This window comes from Bacillus sp. hwrm1, from assembly GCF_040207805.1.
GTDB classification, from domain to species: domain Bacteria; phylum Bacillota; class Bacilli; order Bacillales; family Bacillaceae; genus Bacillus; species Bacillus velezensis.
On the sequence record NZ_CP157943.1, the window covers coordinates 645,347 to 662,979 of the forward strand.

Consider the following 17,633-nt stretch of genomic DNA (forward strand, 5'->3'; position numbering starts at 1 on the left):
ACCCCGGGGAGGTTCTCCGTGTTACGGGATCATCCATGAAAACAGATGATGCTGTAAAAATGTAATGAGACAGACGAGCAGAAGCAAAAACAGACTGTGCTTAATCGTAAAACGGAAAAGGTCGGCTTCCTTGCCCGCCAGACCGACAGCGGCACAGGCAACCGCAATGGATTGCGGAGAAATCATTTTTCCGGTGACACCGCCTGATGAATTGGCGGCAACGGAGAGAACCGGGTCCATCCCGACAGAGAGCGCCGTCACCTTTTGCAATCCGCCGAACAATAGATTGGCCGACGTATCAGAGCCGGTAATAAACACGCCGAGCCAGCCGAGCACCGGCGAAAAAAAGGTAAACATCGCGCCCGTCATGGCAAGCGCAAGACCGAGTGTCGTGCTCATGCCGGAAGCATTCGTCACATAAGCAAAGCCGACAACAGAAACAATGGTCACGACCGGAAGCGTTAATTCCTTCACCGTTTCTATAAACGCTTCGCCCCATGTCTTCCACGACATGCCGAGGGCGAACTTGGAGATGACGGCGGCAATCAGAATCGCCGTCCCCGCTGAACCGAAAAGCTCAAGTTTGTACACGGCTTCAATCGGCGTGCCGTCCGCCTGAAGAATCTGCTGATTTACAAATGGGACGGGAGGCGTGAAGGTCAATGCACGCCCGGCTGCATTCAGCCAGGAAAGCCACATTGACGTTCCTTCATAATGACCGGTTAAGGCAGCCTTCACGCCGGGAATCCCCCAAACGGATATCATGGCCGTCAGAAGAAGGAAAGGAGACCACGCTTTAAACACCGCGGCGCCCCCGTACTTGATCGGCGCCCGGTCAGCGGCCGCTGCTGATTCCCGTTCTGCCGCGAAACGAAAGGCCGTTTTCGGTTTCCAAAATTTCAAAAACAGAGCGAGCGCGGCCATGGAAACAAGCGCCGACAGCACATCCGGAAGCTCAGGCCCTAAAAAATTCGAGCTTGCGTACTGCACGGCCGCAAAGGAGACGCCGGAAACAAGAATGGCCGGCCATATCTCAAAAGCCTTTTTAAACCCGCTCATCAAAATGATTAAGTACAGCGGAATAAAGACGGATAAAAACGGAAGCTGCCGGCCGACCATTTGAGAAATTTCCATTGCCGGTATCCCGGTCGGACCTTCGACGGCGGTAATCGGAATGCCGATCGCGCCGAAGGCAACGGGCGCCGTATTGGCAATCAGGCAAATTCCCGCCGCATACAGCGGCTGAAAACCAAGTCCGACGAGCAAAGCGGCCGAGATCGCGACGGGAGCGCCGAAACCGGCGGCGCCTTCTAAAAACGCCCCGAATGAAAAGGCGATGAGCAGCGCCTGCAAACGCCGGTCATCTGTAATTGAGAGCACCGAACTCCGGATAATCTCAAACTGTCCCGTTTTCACGGTGATTTTATACAGAAAGACCGATGTGACGATAATCCAGCCGATCGGAAGCAGCCCGTACACCGCTCCCTGAGAAGCGGACATCACCGCTTTTTCCGCCGGCATGCCGTAAACAAATACAGCGATTAAAAGTGAAACGGCTAACGTTAAAAGCCCCGCGATGTACCCCTTCATCCGTTTCACCGCAAGCGCCCAAAAAAAGAAGATAATCGGCACGAGCGCGCAAGCTGCCGATAAAAGCAAATTTCCCCCTAAAGGAGCGTACCCCTGTGTCCATTGCATCCCTAAAAAACCCCTCCTTATGTCATGTAAGCGATTACTTTTTATGATAAGGTCATCTGATGACCGGGTTAATTAGCATTATATTTTGAAAGTTTTGAAAGTACAATACTTTTCTTGAACAAATTGTCTGAACCTGTCGGCAATACAAAAAAAGAAGTATAATAGACGATAAACATCAAGATTCACAAGTGACGGGGTGATCGCGTTGAAATATAAACAAATTAAAACGAAAAAAATCTACGAGGAAGTCGCTGACGCATTGCTGGAGAAGATAAAAGCGGGCGAGCTTAAGCCGGGTGAAAAGCTTGATTCCGTTCAGGCGCTTTCTGAGAGTTTTCAGGTCAGCCGCTCGGCGGTCAGAGAAGCGCTGTCGGCTTTGAAAGCGATGGGGCTCGTCGACATGAAGCAGGGAGAAGGCACATACATAAGAGAATTTGAGCCGTCTCATGTTTCCCAGCCGCTTTCTTCCGCCCTCTTGATGAAAAAAGAGGACGTCAAACAGCTGCTCGAAGTCAGAAAGCTGCTTGAACTCGGCGTCGCCGCCATGGCCGCTGAAAAACGCACGGAAGACGATTTACAAAAAATCCGCCAAGCTCTCCTGGAGATGAAAGACATTGACGGAGACGAAGAATTGGGCGAAAAAGCGGATTTCTCCTTTCACATGGCGCTGGCGGAAGCATCACAAAACGGGCTGCTCAAGCATCTCATGAATCATGTCTCCGCGCTCCTTTTGGAAACAATGAGAGAAACGAGAAAAATTTGGCTGTTTTCTAAACGAACGAGCGTGCAGCGATTGTATGAAGAGCATGAACGCATTTACAGCGCCGTCGCCGCCAAAGACGCGGATGAAGCGGAAGCCGCGATGACCGCGCACCTGACGAATGTGGAAGAAGTGCTGGGGGCTTATTTTGAAGAAAATGTATAGAAGCTGACTTGTGAAAGGGGATAACATCACATGCAGGCCGAATCTTTTTTTTCTGACCATGTAAAGAAAGCTCTGACAAACGATCCTCCCGGGGAATGGATGCCGGCAGTTCCGAAAGCGTGCATCCCCCTGCATTCCGGCTATCCCGATCCCGCACTCGTTCCTGATAAGGAGCTGAAAGAAGCCGCCGCCCGCCTTCTGGATGAGGAGCGCGATCTGCCGCTGCATTATATGGGAAGCCCGAGGACGGCCGTATTAAAAAAGCAGATTCAAGAACGGGTAGCCATCCGCGGCATTCACTGTCGGGACGATGAGCTGCTCGTGACGTCAGGCGCCTGTCAGGCGATAGATCTGGCTGCACGGGTTTTCCTCGATGAACAAACCGCCGCTGCCGTTGAAGCTCCGGTCTACATGGAAGCGCTCGAGATTTTTAAAAATTACACACCGCATATCATGAGCGTTCCGACAGATCAAGAGGGCCTGCAAACAGAAACATTAGCGTTCATGCTTGAGGAAAGAAAACGAAAAGGGCTTCTGCTTCCCCGTCTTCTCTACACGATACCCGCTTTTCAGAATCCTGCGGGAACCGTAATGTCAGCGAAGCGGAGAACCCGCCTGCTTCAGCTTGCCGAAACGTATGATTTTCTCATCTTGGAGGATGATGCATACGGCGAGCTCGGATTCACCGATATTCCGCCGCCCTTGAAAGCCATGGATCAAAACGGCCGGGTGCTGTACGCCGGTTCATTATCAAAAGTCATCGCCCCGGGTATGAGGATCGGCTGGATTGCAGGGAACGCTGCATTCATCACGGCATTGTCATGGTTAAAAAAAGACTTAGGCCACCCGTTTTCCCAAGCGGTGACCGCCGTCTATCTGGAACAAACGAATGTTGAAGAACGGCTCGCCGCCTTGCAGGAAGCATATCAAAGCAAACGTGACGTTTTGCTCGCCGCATCAGCGCGATATCTTCCGGAATCCGCATCCTGGCACGTGCCTGAAGGCGGTTACTTTGTATGGGTGAAAGTGCCGGGAGCGGATACATCCGCAATGCTGGCGAAGGCTCTGTCTCACGGCGTTTCCTATGTACCCGGTAAATATTTTTTTCTGCATCAGGAAGACGGTGCGGAATATCTTCGCCTGTCGTTCAGTTATGCCGGTAAAGCCGCGATAAAAGAGGGTGTGCAAAAACTGGGACGTCTGCTGGAAAACGGGATGTAGAGCAGCTTGAGGAGCTTTCGGGCTTCTCTTTTTTTTTGTCCCCTTCAGCGCATCGGACGAAAGGATTTTTCAGAAAAACCTTCCAATCCATATTCAGAATAGTGTAGGATATTCATAGAGCTTTCCCAAAAACAGGTCATCAGATGACCGGATCACATATTGAGGATGAAAGAGGGGTTCATCATGAAAGTCTCATTATTTGTCACGTGCCTTGTGGATATGTTCCAGACCAATGTCGGAAAGGCGACGGTTGAGGTGCTGGAACGGCTCGGGTGTGAGGTGGATTTTCCCGAGGGGCAGATTTGCTGCGGGCAGCCCGCATACAACAGCGGGTATGTGACGGATGCGAAAAAAGCGATGAAGCGGATGATTGCCGCGTTTGAAGAAGCGGAGTACGTCGTCAGTCCGTCAGGTTCCTGTACGACGATGTTCCGTGAATATCCGCATCTGTTTCAGGACGATCCGAAGTGGGCGGCAAAAGCGCAGCAGCTTGCGGACAAAACATATGAGTTAACGGATTTTATCGTCAACGTTCTCGGGGTGGAGGATGTCGGGGCGGTGCTGCATAAAAAAGCGACAGTCCATACATCATGCCACATGACGAGGCTGCTCGGCGTGTCGGAGGAGCCGATGAAGCTTTTGCGCCATGTCAAGGGGCTTGAGCTGACCATGCTTCCCGGAAAGCACCAATGCTGCGGATTCGGAGGAACGTTTTCTGTGAAAATGGCGCAAATCTCTGAACAAATGGTGGATGAGAAGGTCGCCTGCGTGGAAGACACGGAGGCCGAGGTGCTGATCGGAGCGGATTGCGGATGTCTGATGAATATCGGCGGGCGTCTTGACCGTAAGGATAAAAACGTCAGAGTCATGCACATCGCCGAAGTGCTGAACAGCAGATAACACGAGAAACAACAAGGGGGGAAAATCATGGCGATGAAAATCGGTACCGCCGCTTTTAAAGAGCGGGTATCAGAAGGAATAGATAATGAGTTTATGAGAGGAGCCGTCTCCGGAGCGCAGGAACGGCTCAGGACAAGAAGGCTTCAGGCGGCCGAAGAATTGGGAAACTGGGAGGATTGGCGTTCCCATGCGGAAGAAATCAGACAGCATGTGCTGGACAATCTTGATTTCTATTTGGAACAGCTCGCCGAAAATGTCGCCAGCAGAGGCGGACACGTCTTTTTCGCCGAAACGGCGGAAGAAGCGTCCTCCTATATCCGCGATGTCATCCGGCAGAAAAACGCTAAAAAAATCGTAAAATCCAAATCCATGGTGACAGAAGAAATCAATATGAACGAAGTGCTTGAGGAAGAGGGCTGTGAAGTCACAGAAACGGATCTCGGCGAATACATTCTCCAGATTGACGATCACGATCCGCCGTCACATATCGTTGCTCCCGCTCTTCACAAAAACAAAGAGCAGATCCGTGACGTGTTTAAAGAGAGACTCGAATACAAACAGACGGAAAAACCGGAAGAGCTCGTCATGCACGCGCGCAGCGTTCTCCGGAAAAAATTTCTCGAAGCGGATGTCGGCATTACAGGCTGCAACTTTGCAATCGCGGATACCGGATCGGTCAGTCTCGTGACGAACGAAGGGAACGGCCGCCTTGTGTCCGCGCTGCCGAAGACGCAGATCACCGTGATGGGAATGGAGCGGATCGTTCCGTCATTTTCTGAGTTTGAAGTGCTTGTCAGCTTGCTGACGAGAAGCGCGGTCGGTCAGCGGCTTACAAGTTACATTACGGCGCTGACGGGACCCCGGCAGCAAGGAGAAGCGGACGGGCCTGAGGAATTCCACCTTGTGGTTGTGGACAACGGGCGTTCCCGCATACTCGGCACGGAATTTCAATCAGTGCTGCAATGTATCCGCTGCGCCGCCTGCATCAACGTCTGTCCCGTGTACCGGCATGTCGGCGGACACTCGTACGGGTCCATCTATTCGGGTCCGATCGGCGCCGTCTTATCGCCTCTTCTCGGCGGATATGACGAATACAAGGAGCTCCCGTACGCATCTTCCTTATGCGCGGCCTGTACGGAAGCGTGTCCCGTTAAAATTCCGCTGCACGAGCTGCTGCTCAAGCATCGGCAGAACATCGTGGAAAAAGAGGGCAAAGCGCCGATCAGCGAAAAACTGGCGATGAAAGCCTTCGGGCTCGGCTCGTCATCCCCGTCCCTTTATAAAATGGGATCGAAATGGGCGCCTGCCGCCATGACGCCGTTTACGGAAGATGACAAAATATCAAAAGGGCCGGGGCCGTTAAAAGAATGGACGGCAATACGGGACTTCCCGGCGCCGCATAAATCGAGATTCAGAGATTGGTTTAAAGACCGGGAAAAACAAAAGGGGGAAGAATGATGATGAAAGGGACGGTTACACATCAGGAATCCTTTTTAAACCGGATCGCCGAACGTCTGGGCAGAGAGCGCAGGAAATCAGGCGTGTCCCTGCCTGAATGGAAGTATCAGCCTCAATATCAAACGCATGCGGGCTGTACGGAAGACGATCTTGTCACGATGCTGAAAGACCACTGCGTCAACATTCATACCGAACTGATCGAAACGGATGCAGCCGGGCTTTACGACGCTTTGCGCACGCAGGTGAACCGCTTTGAAGGAGGGCCTGTCATCATTCCGAAGGACAGCCGCTTTGAAACGTACGGCTTGCAGACCCTTATGACAGAAGAGTGGCCGGATGAAGGGATTCCCGTTTGGGAATGGGACGCGGAACAAGGAGCGAAAAATATTGAAAAAGCGGAACAAGCGAATGTGGGCATTACATTCAGCGAGATCACGCTTGCGGAATCAGCCACCGTCGTTTTGTATGCGTCAGAGCATGCCGGCCGTTCTGTCAGCCTGCTTCCGACCACCTATATCGCAATCATCCCGAAATCTTCCATTGTGCCGAGAATGACACAGGCCAGCGATATACTGAAACAGCAGATCAGAGACGGCGTCACCGTTCCTTCCTGCATTAACTATATTACTGGGCCGAGCAACTCGGCCGATATCGAAATGGATTTGGTTGTCGGCGTCCACGGACCCGTTAAAGCCGCTTATATCCTCGTGAATGACCGATAAAAAAACAAACCCCGGTTTGCGGCCGGGGTTTGTTTTTATATAAACGCGTTAATGATCATGATAAAACAGATCGCACTGACAGAAATAATCGTTTCCATCGCCGTCCATGTCAGGAACGTTTCTTTGACCGTCATTCCGAAATACTCTTTAATGAGCCAGAAACCGGAGTCATTGACATGTGACAGAATCAAAGAGCCCGCTCCCGTTGCCAATACGAGAAGCTCACTGCTGACGCCCGGCATGACAGATGCAATCGGTGCAACAATGCCGGCCGCCGTCATCATGGCGACAGTCGCTGAACCTGTGGCGACACGGATGACCGCCGCGATCGTCCAGCTTAAAAGAACGGGAGAGAAGCTTGAGTGCTTCGCCATGTCAGCGATATACGTGCCGACGCCTGAATCAATCAGGACGTTGTTAAAAGCGCCGCCGGCTCCGATCACAAGCAGAATGGAAGCAATCGGTCCCAGACAGTCATTGCTGAATTTTAAAATGCTTTCTCTGTCAAAGCCCTGATAAAAACCAAGGCTGAAAAAGGAGTAAACCGTGGCGATCAAAAGCGCCGTGACAGGGTCGCCGATAAATTTAAAAGTTTCATAGAGCGTGCTTTTTTCCGGAAGCGCAATTTCGGCAAGCGTTGCCATAAGCATCAGGATCACCGGTACCAATATCGTAAACAATGTATTTGCGAATCCCGGAAGCTTGCGTTTTTCATTCCGTTCAATAAATTGTTTTTTCAACAGTTCGGGAACGGGTTTGTGAATGCGCTTACCAATCCATTTTCCGTAAAGCGGCCCCGCGATGATGGCAGTCGGAATCCCAACGATTAAAGAAAACAAAATCGTTTTTCCGACATTGGCGTGATAAATGCCGACAGCCGCCATCGCCGCCGGGTGGGGCGGAACCAATCCGTGCACGACGGAAAGTCCCGCAAGGAGCGGAATTCCGATCGTCACTAATGAAACCCCGGTTTCAATCGCAATCGTAAACAAAAGCGGCACGAGCAGGACGAAGCCGACCTGGAAAAAGACCGGGATGCCGACAATAAAAGCGACGGCCATCATCGCCCAATGCACTTTCTTTTTGCCGAAGCGGCCGATCAGGGTGTGGGCGATACGCTCCGCACCGCCTGATTCAGCCATCATTTTTCCGAGCATCGTACCGAGGGCCAGCACGATCGCAAGCAGCGACAGCGTATTGCCGAGCCCGGTTTTCATCGAAGCGATAATGTCCGGCAGATTCATGCCCGTTGCGAAACCGACAAGGATGGATGTAATCAAAAGACTGATAAACGGATTTAATTTAGCGACCGTAATCAATAAGAGTAAAACGATAATAGCGGCAATGACAATAAACAGTAACATGACCTTTTCACCCTTTCAAAGAAGAATTAACGGCTTTGTTTGAGCTGAAATTCACTGATGACGTCAAATTCATCTTTGAGCTTGTCATACAGCCGCTCGTATAAGTAAAACAGCTCAATATATGTTTCGCTGTTTTTGACGTTCGGTTCATGGCGGTGAGAAATTCTGATCCAGTCCTGAACATCCTCGATCCGTTCCATTTCGCCAAGGCTGTGCAAAGCGAGAACGGCCGCTCCGAGCGCCGAGGCTTCGTAACTTTCCGGAACGAGGACTTCCCGTCCCATCGTATCGGACAAAATCTGCCTCCACAGCGGCGACCTCGCAAATCCTCCCGAAGCCCGCACGTCTTTTGCGGGGCCCGCCAAATCTCTCAGTGCGACACCGATTGAAAAGACGCTCATGATGACGCCTTCCAGCACCGCTCTGATAAAATGCTCCTGTTTATGGCGGAGGCTGATGCCGAAAAACGTTCCGCGGGCATTCGGATTCCAAAACGGCGCGCGCTCCCCTGATAAAAACGGCAGAAACAGCAATCCCTCAGAGCCTGCGGGCACTTTATCAGCGATATCAATCATTAAATCATACGGATCAATGCCGAGCCGCTTCGCCGTTTCGACTTCCGGAGAAGCGAATTCGTCTCGAAGCCAGCGCAGCATAATGCCTCCGTTATTCGTCGGGCCTCCGATGACCCAATGCTTGTCAGTCAGCGCGTAACAGAATGTCCGCGCTTTTTCATCCGTAATCGGCGCATCCGTCACCGAACGCACGGCTCCGCTTGTTCCGATCGTAACGGCCACTTCGCCTTTGCCGATCGCGCCGACTCCAAGGTTGGCGAGCACGCCGTCATTTGCGCCGATAATAAACGGTGTATCCGCATGAATGCCCATCCGTGCAGCGATTTCCGGCGCAAGGCCGCGCAGCTGATGAGTGGTCGGCACGATGTCCGACAGCTGATCTTCCCGGATTCCGGCAATCCGGAGCGCTTCTTCATCCCAGGAAAGCGTATCTAAACGGAACAGCCCTGTTGCCGAAGCGATCGAATAATCGACGACATAAGTCCCGAAAAACTCGTGCAGAATATATTCTTTAATACTGATGAATTTGGCGGTTTTCGCGAATGTCTCCTTGTCCTGTTCTTTCATCCACACAATTTTGGAAAGCGGAGACATCGGGTGAATCGGCGTACCCGTTCTTTTATAAATATCAAATCCGTTCATCTCTTTTAAAATCCGTTTTGATTGCTCGGCGCTGCGGTTGTCCGCCCAAATGATGCTTTTGGTCAGCAGGCCGCCGTTTTGATCGACAGCTATCAATGAGTGCATGGCGGTGCTGATGCCGATTGCAAGCAGATTGTCAGGGCTCAGTCCGGCCTTTGTGACGGCGCCCCTGATGCTTCCGATAACCGCTTCCAGAATGTGCTCAGGATCCTGCTCGGCCCATGCCGGCTTTGGCTGTATTAAATCATAGTGAACCGAATGCTTGGCTAATACTTTGCCTCTTGGTCCGAACAGAACGGCTTTCGTACTGGTCGTGCCGATATCCAGACCGATAACAGCTTGGGTTTCCTTCATAATATATCCCGCCTAATCTGATTGAATAATAAGATAGATTAATAATGTATGCCCTTACAAAGTCAATTATAGGAATAATTTTTTTATAAATCAACGATGAAGAAGAAAATTTTTTTCATAAAATTGCCTCAATTCCCGCTGTATCGGCATTCTCTCTTTTGAAAAATAAATATTACAAACGTTTGTGCGCGATCATTTTTCTGATTTGCTGCAAGTTGGCGAGCGTTTTCTCCTGCCGCAGCCGGGCCGTGGCGAAATACAGTGTATCAATGACCGACAGCTGGGCAAGCCTTGCGGACATTGCTTCCGTTCTGAAAGCCGTCTCCCTTGTTGATGTATACAGCACCACGTCGGAAATCTGGGTGAGCGGCGACTTTTGGTAGCTTGTAATGCCGATCGTGCCGGCGCCGAGCGATTTGGCCGTTTTCACCGCGTCGAGCACGTCCTTGTTGCTTCCCGAATGAGAAATGCCGATGACTGCGCTTTCGGGACCGAGAAGACCCGCTGACATCGCCTGAAAGTGAGAATCCGTGTGCGCGATGCAATTTATACCCGTACGCATAAATTTATGATACGCGTCAGTGGCGATCAGCCCGGAACCGCCGTTTCCGTAAAATTCAATTCTGTCTGCGCGGTGGATCATTTCTACCGCTTTTTCAACGTCGGCCGGATCTAATAAATGAAAGGTATCGGTCAGACCGGAAATGTTTGTGCGGAAAACTTTCCGGATGATGACTTCGATATCGTCGTCGGGGTTCATTTCTTCATGAATGTGCTGCACCGGCTCCTGAACGATCTCCTGAGCAAGCGCGATTTTTAAATCCTGATAGCCGGAAAAACCGAGCCGTTTGCACAGCCTGAAAATCGTCGCTTCAGAGCTTTTCGTTTTTTCCGCCAGCTGAATGATGGAAAGGTGAATCACGTCTTTCGGTTCCTTCACGATATGGTCTGCAATCGCTCTTAATTTTGGCGACAAACCTTTGCTGGCCGCCTGAATCTTCCCGATGCTGCTTGAATTCACAGGGGTCATGCTATAACCTCCCTACTCGAATGTAAACGCATACTTTTATGATAAAGCAAGTTCTGCCATAAGGGAATCAGGTTTTGCTTTCTTTACCGCAAATGAAAGAAAAGAGAAAAGTATATCGGGGACATCGCCTCAATGACACTTCATACATCCGATTTTTACAAAAAGTGATCGTTCTCTGGAAAGTGCCGGTGCCCAAGTCGCCGGCCATAAGTCAAACTCATGATGGAAAGCTGTCCTGCTACAGTCCGGTTTCTAGTGAGTTGCCAGCGCTTGAAATTCCAGATGAATTTCTTCAAATTAGTGTTCCGCCATTAGCAGTCAGTTCTTTATTAACTGGATTGAGCAAAAGAGAAGGATCATTAAGCAGGAGAACACTTGAGAAGCACAGGTCTAATCAGCTTCTGGAGAAAAACTTCAAATTAATATAATAATCTAATTGCTCTGAAACGCGTACCATACATTATACTTTCAATGATTTTTAAACTCTGAGGAGGAAATTCACATGAAAGTAATTGCAATTGACTTAGATGGCACGCTGTTATCAGAGAACTTAACTATCCAAGAACAAGATGTAAGAGCTTTAAAGCTTGGACAAAAACAAGGTCATCTTGTAACAATCGCTACAGGGAGAGCTTTATTTGATGCAAAACACATCATCAATAAATATGATTTGGATTTTCCGATTATTGCTTCAAACGGCGCTCAAATTGATGTGGGAAATCAGGTAATATTCGAACATTTTATGGATTCAGATGTAATCCAACCTATCATAACATGGTTAAATAAAGAGGAAATCTATTATCAGCTTTACTTATCTGACAAAATTGCCGTATCAAATCAAGGAATTCAGCAGCTTGAAAAAGAACTTTACAATACGGTAATGGAAGAACCTCATTTTAATCAAGAAGTATTTTGGAGTTCTATTAAAGCTCAAATCCATCAATACGGGTTAGAGGAAATACCGGGTACAATTGACCCTATCGATTATCGGTATGTCATAAAATGTATGATCGTTTCGCCAAACCAAAGAAAATTAAAAAAAGCTAAAGAATATTTTGGACAACTGAAGGAGTGTGCCGTAACGAGTTCAGGAGCATTCAATCTTGAAATCACAAGTGCAGGAGTAGATAAAGGAGCGTCATTAAATAAACTTTGTGAACATTATGGAACGGATGCGCAGAATGCAATCGCAATAGGTGATAATTTAAATGATCTGCCTATGTTTCATGCAGCAGGAATAGGGATAGCCATGGGAAATGCAGATAAGAAGCTTATTCAATTGGCTGCTTTTAAAACGTTATCGAATGATGAGTGTGGTGTATCTTATGCTTTTGATCATTACATTCTGACGAAAGAAGAAGACCCTAAACCGCGGAGTATACAGCCATGAGCCATTTTGTGAAAAGATGTTTAATCTATATTGTCGGATTGTTTATTTTATCCGTAGGGGTTGTATGTATGATTAAATCTAATACCGGGATTGCCCCCTGGGATGCTCTAAACGTGGCTTTATCAGAACTCATTGGCCTTACAATCGGGTCATGGGTTTTCATTGTCGGAGGAATCCTTATCTTTATAAACAGCCTCATAAAAATGCGGTTTCCTAATCTAGCCGGTTTTATTCCGATTGTTATTATTGGAAGTTTTGTTGACCTTTTAAACTTAAAGGTTCTTTCGTTCTTAAAAACAGATTCTGTAATTCTTCAATGGAGTTTATTTTTGATAGGGTTGTGTATATTGGCTATGGGAATCGCTATTTATTTAAGAGCATCTTTTCCTTCGATACCGAATGATGAATTAATGTTGGCTATTACTGAACGCACAGGTTGGGGTATTAATATTACAAAGACGATAGGGGAAGCTTTAGCTTTTGTGCTTGCAATCATTCTTCAGGGGCCGATTGGGATAGGAACCATCATTGTGTTGCTATGTCTGGGGATATTAGTAGGTTTATTTGACAAACTATTACACAAGATGGGGAAGCCCCGTTCTATTTATAGTGTGGGACATGAAGGCGCACATATTCATGCAGGCCATGATAAAACTATTCATTAAATGCTTTTTTTCCCCTTGTGTTATTCAGTGTGAAATCCTGATAACGCTGTCTAAGAAGGAGTAACAGTAATGACAAACATTACAGAGATAGCAAAGAAAGCGAACGTTTCTCGGACAACAGTTTCCAGAGTTCTCAATAATCATCCTTATGTAAAACCTGAGAAGCGGGACGCTGTGTTAAAAGCTATGAAGGAATTAAATTATGTACCAAATTTCAACGCGATTAACCTATCCAGGGGGAAGACAAATGTATTCGGAGTCATTGTTCCTAAAATCAACCATCCGTTTTTCAGTAAACTGATTGCCGGAATAGGCGAAGAGTGTAATAAACATAATTACAGTTTACTTGTGCACCAATCAAATAACGATCCTGAACAAGAAATGGAGTTTTTTAACAGATTGAAATACAAACTGATTGACGGTCTTATTTTGGGATCCTGTGTAAGCCCCCATCACGTACTCGACGAGATATCTGGGTTTGGCAATATTGTTTCCTGTGAAGCTTCTGCAAGCAAACAGGTTGCACATATATTTATTAATCATGAGTCAGGAATCAAAATGGCAATTGATCATCTGCGAAATCAAGGACATCAATCCATTGGTCTATGTATAGGAAATCCTAAGAGCGGTGTTGGCATAAGCAGAAAAAAATCATTTTTTCACTTTCGAAATGAATACGGATTGAAATGGAGTGATAATTGGTACTTTGAGGAACAGTACACTATTGAGAATGGTATAGAAATAGCAAAATTATTACTAAATAAGTCACCTCGTCCTGCGGCAATGGTTGTAGGAAGTGATTATGTTGCGGCAGGGATCATTTATGAAGCGAAAAGACAGGGAATACGAATACCTGAAGAACTGGCGGTTATAGGATTTGATAATCAGCCGATATCTAAGGTAATAGAACTTTCAACGATACATCAACCTATTAAAGAGTTGGGACAAACAGCAGCAAATTTATTATATAACTTAATGAATAACAAAGATGTCCCCAATATAAATAAGTTGAACCTAAAACTTATTAAAAGAAAGTCAACTTAAAAAAACCACTTTATGGTGGTCTTTTTTGCTTAGCGCAGAATCAGTTCTGGGGCAGGCGCTTTGAAATGAGTTCTTTTTTTCGTTTCATCTATAAAACTGAAGGGCTTCATGGAAAGGTTTTCAAGTTCATTTAGGAAGTGACAAGCTTTTAATGGTACAAATGATGTCATATTCCATACAACTTTCTCATTAAAACCTATAGCACGAATATTATGCATAAGCCGATCAATTGTGTAAGACCCTGCTGCTACATACCCTTTCCCTTGATACCACAGATTATTCCCTTCAATTTTCTCCAGTGATTGGCCGCACATGGAATCTGTGTCAATGCGATCTGTCATTGCTATAATACCCTTAGAGCCAACAAGTTCTACAACCCGCCGTGCAACTTCTAAGTCTACATGTTCACTATCAAAATTCATACAAATGGTTAATAAACCTTCTTTCGCGGCTCTCATCAAAGTACCGGGAACTTCTCCGACAAGTGTGTTTATATTATCTATGTTCCATTTATCTAACCGAGCATCTTTTAACCCCTCTAATCTATGTACTCTTTCTTGGGGTGTTCTCCAGGTGTGTTTAAAATTGTTTGGCATATCATTAAACAAATGATCTGTTAAAACGGCATCTGATCCAGTGTAATTGCTGCGTTTTTGCGCTGTATCTATAACTTTCATTATAAGTTCAGAGGTTTCCTCCGGGTATGCTTTTTGGAAGTGACCCAGCGTCGGTTTAACTCCAGCCTCCACAAGTGTATCCACAATCCATTCTAAACTCGGATGTTCTTCGGTGATATATTTCTTTAGATAGGAGTTTTCAGTCATAGCATCTGGGGACAGTACAGTATAAATAAGACCGTATTCTCCGCAAGAAGCGATCTTTTCCCATTCTTCTTTTAAGGGTGCCCAATTTCCTTTTTCCGGTGTGCCTGCAAAGCTGGCCAATAATGGTCCTTCTAGTGAAATACCTAAAATATTACGGTAACGTCCCTTTCTCTTTTGTGTATGGAACTCTTTCATAAAGGCTGCAAATTGATCTAATTGATTATGAGGAAGAAAAATAGAGGGTACACAGAAAATCCCTTCTATTTCAGCTAGTGTATTGATCTTTTCAATATCTAATTGATCTAAATTGCTAAAATCATAGTGACCGATTCCATGACAATGAAATTCTACTGGAAGAGATGGAACTAAATAAGAACCTGATTTCTTAAAAATTCCTTCTCCTCCAATGTCGAAGTTCAGCCATTCGTTATCACTATAAGTTATATCAGCGATTTTCATTACTCCATTTGTTTCAAGGTAAGCTGGGCTGTTAAATGATGTGCTAGACTGCATAGGAAACGCCTCCTGGAAATGTTTATTTAGTATTCAGTGAAGACACATCATCATCTTAAAGTATGAAACCCGCACCATATCAACCTTTTATTATCAATTTTTGTAAAAATATAGGTTTTTTATTCAGCTTTCTACACCTGATGTTGCTCGTTATTGTTATTTGTATCCTGAAAATCTCCTTTAAACACTCAAAAACACTAGCTGTAACGCCACAAATGCTTCTATACTGTTTCGTGTTACGCCAACTAGTGTTCTCCACGAGTTTAATTTGTGGAATTGGTTTCATGTCAATAGCTTTAATAAATGGAATATGACTTCCGGGTATAGAACCTTGTGGAGTCATTGGAGTTGAACGATTAGAAATGAAATGTGTACAGTTACTAAGCTGGGATACCAGCATAAGAGTAAAACCTTTCGTCGGAATTTTTGTTTGAACAATATATATAAAGTGCTGATTACGCTATATTAGGGGTCGGCTCACCCCGCATATGAATATAAACATGTTCAGTCAAAATGTCTTATATAGGTGATAAGAAAACCAGCGGCAAAAATTAGTATTGACTTTGAAAATAGAAGACTGTATATTATGTTACTATATTCAGAAAATAAAAACTCAAGAGATTCATTTAACATAAAACACTGTGAACGGGAGCAGTAAAAGAATCCAGTCAGAAAAAGAGAGCCGCGGGTTGGTGCAACGCGGACTGATTGTTCTTTGAACTCGCCCGGAAGTGGCAGGGCGGAACGGAATTGTCGGAATATTCCCTATGTCCTAACGGCTGACCTTCGTTAAAAGGTTTTTAAGCTGGATTCCGGACATTCGGGATCAACAAGAGTGGTACCGCGGCTGCCTGAGGCACGCCGTCTCTTTTCTAAAAAGAGGCGGCGTGCTTTTTTATGTGATGAACACTTTTTGCGAGAGGGCGTGTGATAGATGGAAAAGGACAAGCAAACGTTAAAACGGACGATGTCGTCCAGACACATTATGATGATGGCGCTTGGAGGCGCAATCGGGGCCGGGCTCTTTAAAGGCAGCAGCACGGCGATTGATGAAGCGGGGCCGTCCGTGCTGCTGGCCTACCTCCTCGGCGGAATCATTCTGCTGTTTATTATGCAGGGGCTGGCCGAAATGGCAGTCAGAAACAAACATGCAAGGACGTTCCGTGATTTGGTTCAGCAGTCTCTCGGGTCGTACGCTGCATACTTTTTAGACTGGATCTATTGGAAAATGTGGGTGCTCAATATTGCCGCTGAGGCGGTCGTAGCCGCCATTTTCATTCAATATTGGCTGCCGGAATGTCCGATATGGATATTGGCTTTGATCATTTCCATTGTGGTGACGGTCGTAAACATGCTTTCTGTGAAACTGTTTGCCGAGACGGAGTACTGGCTCGCGCTCATTAAAATTACAGTGATTGTCATCTTTATTTTATGCGGGATTCTGCTATTATTTTTCTCATTCGGCAATCACACGGCGCCGGGGCTGTCTCATTTAACGGATCACGGAGGGTTTTCCCCGCATGGAGCGGGGGGTGTCATTACGGCGATGCTCGTCGTGATCTACTCATACGGCGGAACGGAAATCATCGGCGTCACGCTGGCGGAGACAAAAAACCCCGAAAAGGTGATCCCGAAAGCTGTCCGAAGCACGTTAACGCGGATTGTCGCTTTTTACTTGCTGCCGTTTTTCATCATCGTCAGCCTGATTCCTTGGAATCAAGTTAACAGCGTTCCCGAAAGCCCGTTTGTCATAGTATTTAAGATGATCGGAATTCCGGGTGCCGACCATATTATGAATGCCGTCATTCTTCTTGCGATTATCTCGTCTATGAACTCGGGACTGTACGGGTCATCCCGCGTCTTGTTTACGCAGGCTTCTGACGGCCGGCTGCCGAAAATCTTTTCAAAACTATCGAAGAAAAAGGTTCCCGTCTATGCGATTCTGACTTGTACGTCATTTTTATATGTAGGCGTCCTGATTTCTTTATTCGCAGGAAGCCAGACGTTTAATTATTTGATGGGTTCCCTCGGCTATACCGTGCTGTTCATCTGGCTGATTATCGGATTCGCCCATTTGAAATCAAGAAAACATTCAACAGAACAGCCGGCTTATTACGTCAAATGGTTCCCGTACACGACATGGTTTGCGGTGCTTGCGCTTTTGGCCATCCTGATCGGCGTAATTGCGACGACATCCATCGTCATCACATGCATCACTGCGGCCATCTATCTCCTCATTACGGCTGCGTATCTCGTGAAAGGGAGACGTCAATAAATAAAAAAACTCTTGCCCCGGGGACTGACCCCC

15 protein-coding genes and 1 other annotated feature are annotated in these 17,633 nt (G+C 47.0%); of the genes, 10 read left to right on the plus strand and 5 right to left on the minus strand.

Features of this window, described 5'->3' with window-relative positions; all coding sequences use genetic code 11:
• Positions 1-21: 21 nt before the first annotated feature.
• Complete coding sequence (gene lutP / locus ABK447_RS03335) at positions 22-1,698, minus strand: L-lactate permease LutP (RefSeq protein WP_015240628.1); 1,677 nt, start codon at positions 1,696-1,698, stop codon at positions 22-24.
• Positions 1,699-1,903: 205 nt separating this feature from the next.
• On the opposite strand from lutP, the gene ABK447_RS03340 reads away from it, so the two are divergent.
• The 5 genes from ABK447_RS03340 (at position 1,904) to ABK447_RS03360 (ending at position 6,924) form a co-directional block, all read left to right on the plus strand.
• Entirely contained in the window at positions 1,904-2,623 is a 720-nt protein-coding gene (locus tag ABK447_RS03340) for a FadR/GntR family transcriptional regulator (RefSeq protein WP_015240627.1), read from the plus strand.
• Between the two features lie 30 nt (positions 2,624-2,653).
• Entirely contained in the window at positions 2,654-3,844 is a 1,191-nt protein-coding gene (locus ABK447_RS03345) for a PLP-dependent aminotransferase family protein (RefSeq protein WP_085342334.1), read from the plus strand.
• 183 nt (positions 3,845-4,027) lie between these two features.
• On the plus strand, positions 4,028-4,744 hold the full coding sequence (locus ABK447_RS03350) for a (Fe-S)-binding protein (RefSeq protein WP_100001619.1): 717 nt from the start codon (positions 4,028-4,030) through the stop codon (positions 4,742-4,744).
• A 27-nt stretch (positions 4,745-4,771) separates the two neighbouring features.
• A complete protein-coding gene (locus tag ABK447_RS03355) occupies positions 4,772-6,202 on the plus strand; it encodes a LutB/LldF family L-lactate oxidation iron-sulfur protein (protein ID WP_349909488.1) in 1,431 nt (476 codons plus the stop codon).
• Positions 6,202-6,924: a lactate utilization protein C gene (locus ABK447_RS03360; protein ID WP_015240625.1), complete on the plus strand. Its 723-nt coding sequence runs from the start codon at positions 6,202-6,204 to the stop codon at positions 6,922-6,924. The genes ABK447_RS03355 and ABK447_RS03360 overlap by 1 nt, the downstream gene beginning before the upstream one ends.
• Positions 6,925-6,959: 35 nt before the next feature.
• On the opposite strand, the gene ABK447_RS03365 is transcribed toward ABK447_RS03360, so the two are convergent.
• From ABK447_RS03365 to ABK447_RS03375, 3 genes are all read right to left on the minus strand, one after another.
• Entirely contained in the window at positions 6,960-8,288 is a 1,329-nt protein-coding gene (locus ABK447_RS03365; RefSeq protein WP_007407373.1) for a GntP family permease, read from the minus strand.
• A 26-nt stretch (positions 8,289-8,314) separates the two neighbouring features.
• Positions 8,315-9,859, minus strand: coding sequence for a gluconokinase (gene gntK / locus ABK447_RS03370; RefSeq protein ID WP_094031307.1), 1,545 nt, complete (start codon positions 9,857-9,859; stop codon positions 8,315-8,317).
• A 172-nt stretch (positions 9,860-10,031) separates the two neighbouring features.
• A complete protein-coding gene (locus ABK447_RS03375) occupies positions 10,032-10,889 on the minus strand; it encodes a MurR/RpiR family transcriptional regulator (protein WP_025285307.1) in 858 nt (285 codons plus the stop codon).
• Between the two features lie 74 nt (positions 10,890-10,963).
• On the opposite strand from ABK447_RS03375, the gene ABK447_RS03380 reads away from it, so the two are divergent.
• The 4 genes from ABK447_RS03380 (at position 10,964) to ABK447_RS03395 (ending at position 13,988) form a co-directional block, all read left to right on the plus strand.
• Entirely contained in the window at positions 10,964-11,317 is a 354-nt protein-coding gene (locus tag ABK447_RS03380) for a hypothetical protein (protein WP_124935044.1), read from the plus strand.
• A gap of 74 nt (positions 11,318-11,391) precedes the next feature.
• Positions 11,392-12,279 (plus strand): Cof-type HAD-IIB family hydrolase, encoded by an 888-nt coding sequence (locus tag ABK447_RS03385; RefSeq protein ID WP_094031306.1) that lies wholly within the window; start codon positions 11,392-11,394, stop codon positions 12,277-12,279.
• On the plus strand, positions 12,276-12,944 hold the full coding sequence (locus ABK447_RS03390) for a YitT family protein (protein WP_063094168.1): 669 nt from the start codon (positions 12,276-12,278) through the stop codon (positions 12,942-12,944). The genes ABK447_RS03385 and ABK447_RS03390 overlap by 4 nt, the downstream gene beginning before the upstream one ends.
• 69 nt (positions 12,945-13,013) lie before the next feature.
• The gene (locus ABK447_RS03395) at positions 13,014-13,988 is read left to right on the plus strand and encodes a LacI family DNA-binding transcriptional regulator (RefSeq protein WP_015240621.1); all 975 of its coding nucleotides are present in this window, start codon (positions 13,014-13,016) and stop codon (positions 13,986-13,988) included.
• A 29-nt stretch (positions 13,989-14,017) separates the two neighbouring features.
• On the opposite strand, the gene ABK447_RS03400 is transcribed toward ABK447_RS03395, so the two are convergent.
• Positions 14,018-15,325, minus strand: coding sequence for an N-acetylglucosamine-6-phosphate deacetylase (locus tag ABK447_RS03400; RefSeq protein WP_094031305.1), 1,308 nt, complete (start codon positions 15,323-15,325; stop codon positions 14,018-14,020).
• Positions 15,326-15,957: 632 nt separating this feature from the next.
• Positions 15,958-16,197, plus strand: a binding site (T-box leader).
• 62 nt (positions 16,198-16,259) lie between these two features.
• On the opposite strand from ABK447_RS03400, the gene ABK447_RS03405 reads away from it, so the two are divergent.
• Positions 16,260-17,600 carry an amino acid permease gene (locus ABK447_RS03405; protein WP_094031304.1) on the plus strand — a complete coding sequence of 447 codons (1,341 nt, stop codon included), beginning with the start codon at positions 16,260-16,262 and terminating at the stop codon, positions 17,598-17,600.
• The last annotated feature ends 33 nt before the right edge of the window (positions 17,601-17,633 follow it).

Excerpts from the sequence above, each read along its gene's own strand:
- ABK447_RS03375 (WP_025285307.1), bottom strand. The coding sequence starts at position 10,889 with ATGACCCCTGTGAATTCAAGCAGCATCGGGAAGATTCAGGCGGCCAGC.
- ABK447_RS03400 (WP_094031305.1), bottom strand. The coding sequence starts at position 15,325 with ATGCAGTCTAGCACATCATTTAACAGCCCAGCTTACCTTGAAACAAAT.
- ABK447_RS03355 (WP_349909488.1), top strand. The coding sequence starts at position 4,772 with ATGGCGATGAAAATCGGTACCGCCGCTTTTAAAGAGCGGGTATCAGAA.
- lutP (WP_015240628.1), bottom strand. The coding sequence starts at position 1,698 with ATGCAATGGACACAGGGGTACGCTCCTTTAGGGGGAAATTTGCTTTTA.
- ABK447_RS03405 (WP_094031304.1), top strand. The coding sequence starts at position 16,260 with ATGGAAAAGGACAAGCAAACGTTAAAACGGACGATGTCGTCCAGACAC.
- ABK447_RS03395 (WP_015240621.1), top strand. The coding sequence starts at position 13,014 with ATGACAAACATTACAGAGATAGCAAAGAAAGCGAACGTTTCTCGGACA.
- ABK447_RS03390 (WP_063094168.1), top strand. The coding sequence starts at position 12,276 with ATGAGCCATTTTGTGAAAAGATGTTTAATCTATATTGTCGGATTGTTT.
- gntK (WP_094031307.1), bottom strand. The coding sequence starts at position 9,859 with ATGAAGGAAACCCAAGCTGTTATCGGTCTGGATATCGGCACGACCAGT.
- ABK447_RS03365 (WP_007407373.1), bottom strand. The coding sequence starts at position 8,288 with ATGTTACTGTTTATTGTCATTGCCGCTATTATCGTTTTACTCTTATTG.
- ABK447_RS03350 (WP_100001619.1), top strand. The coding sequence starts at position 4,028 with ATGAAAGTCTCATTATTTGTCACGTGCCTTGTGGATATGTTCCAGACC.
- ABK447_RS03385 (WP_094031306.1), top strand. The coding sequence starts at position 11,392 with ATGAAAGTAATTGCAATTGACTTAGATGGCACGCTGTTATCAGAGAAC.
- ABK447_RS03345 (WP_085342334.1), top strand. The coding sequence starts at position 2,654 with ATGCAGGCCGAATCTTTTTTTTCTGACCATGTAAAGAAAGCTCTGACA.
- ABK447_RS03360 (WP_015240625.1), top strand. The coding sequence starts at position 6,202 with ATGATGAAAGGGACGGTTACACATCAGGAATCCTTTTTAAACCGGATC.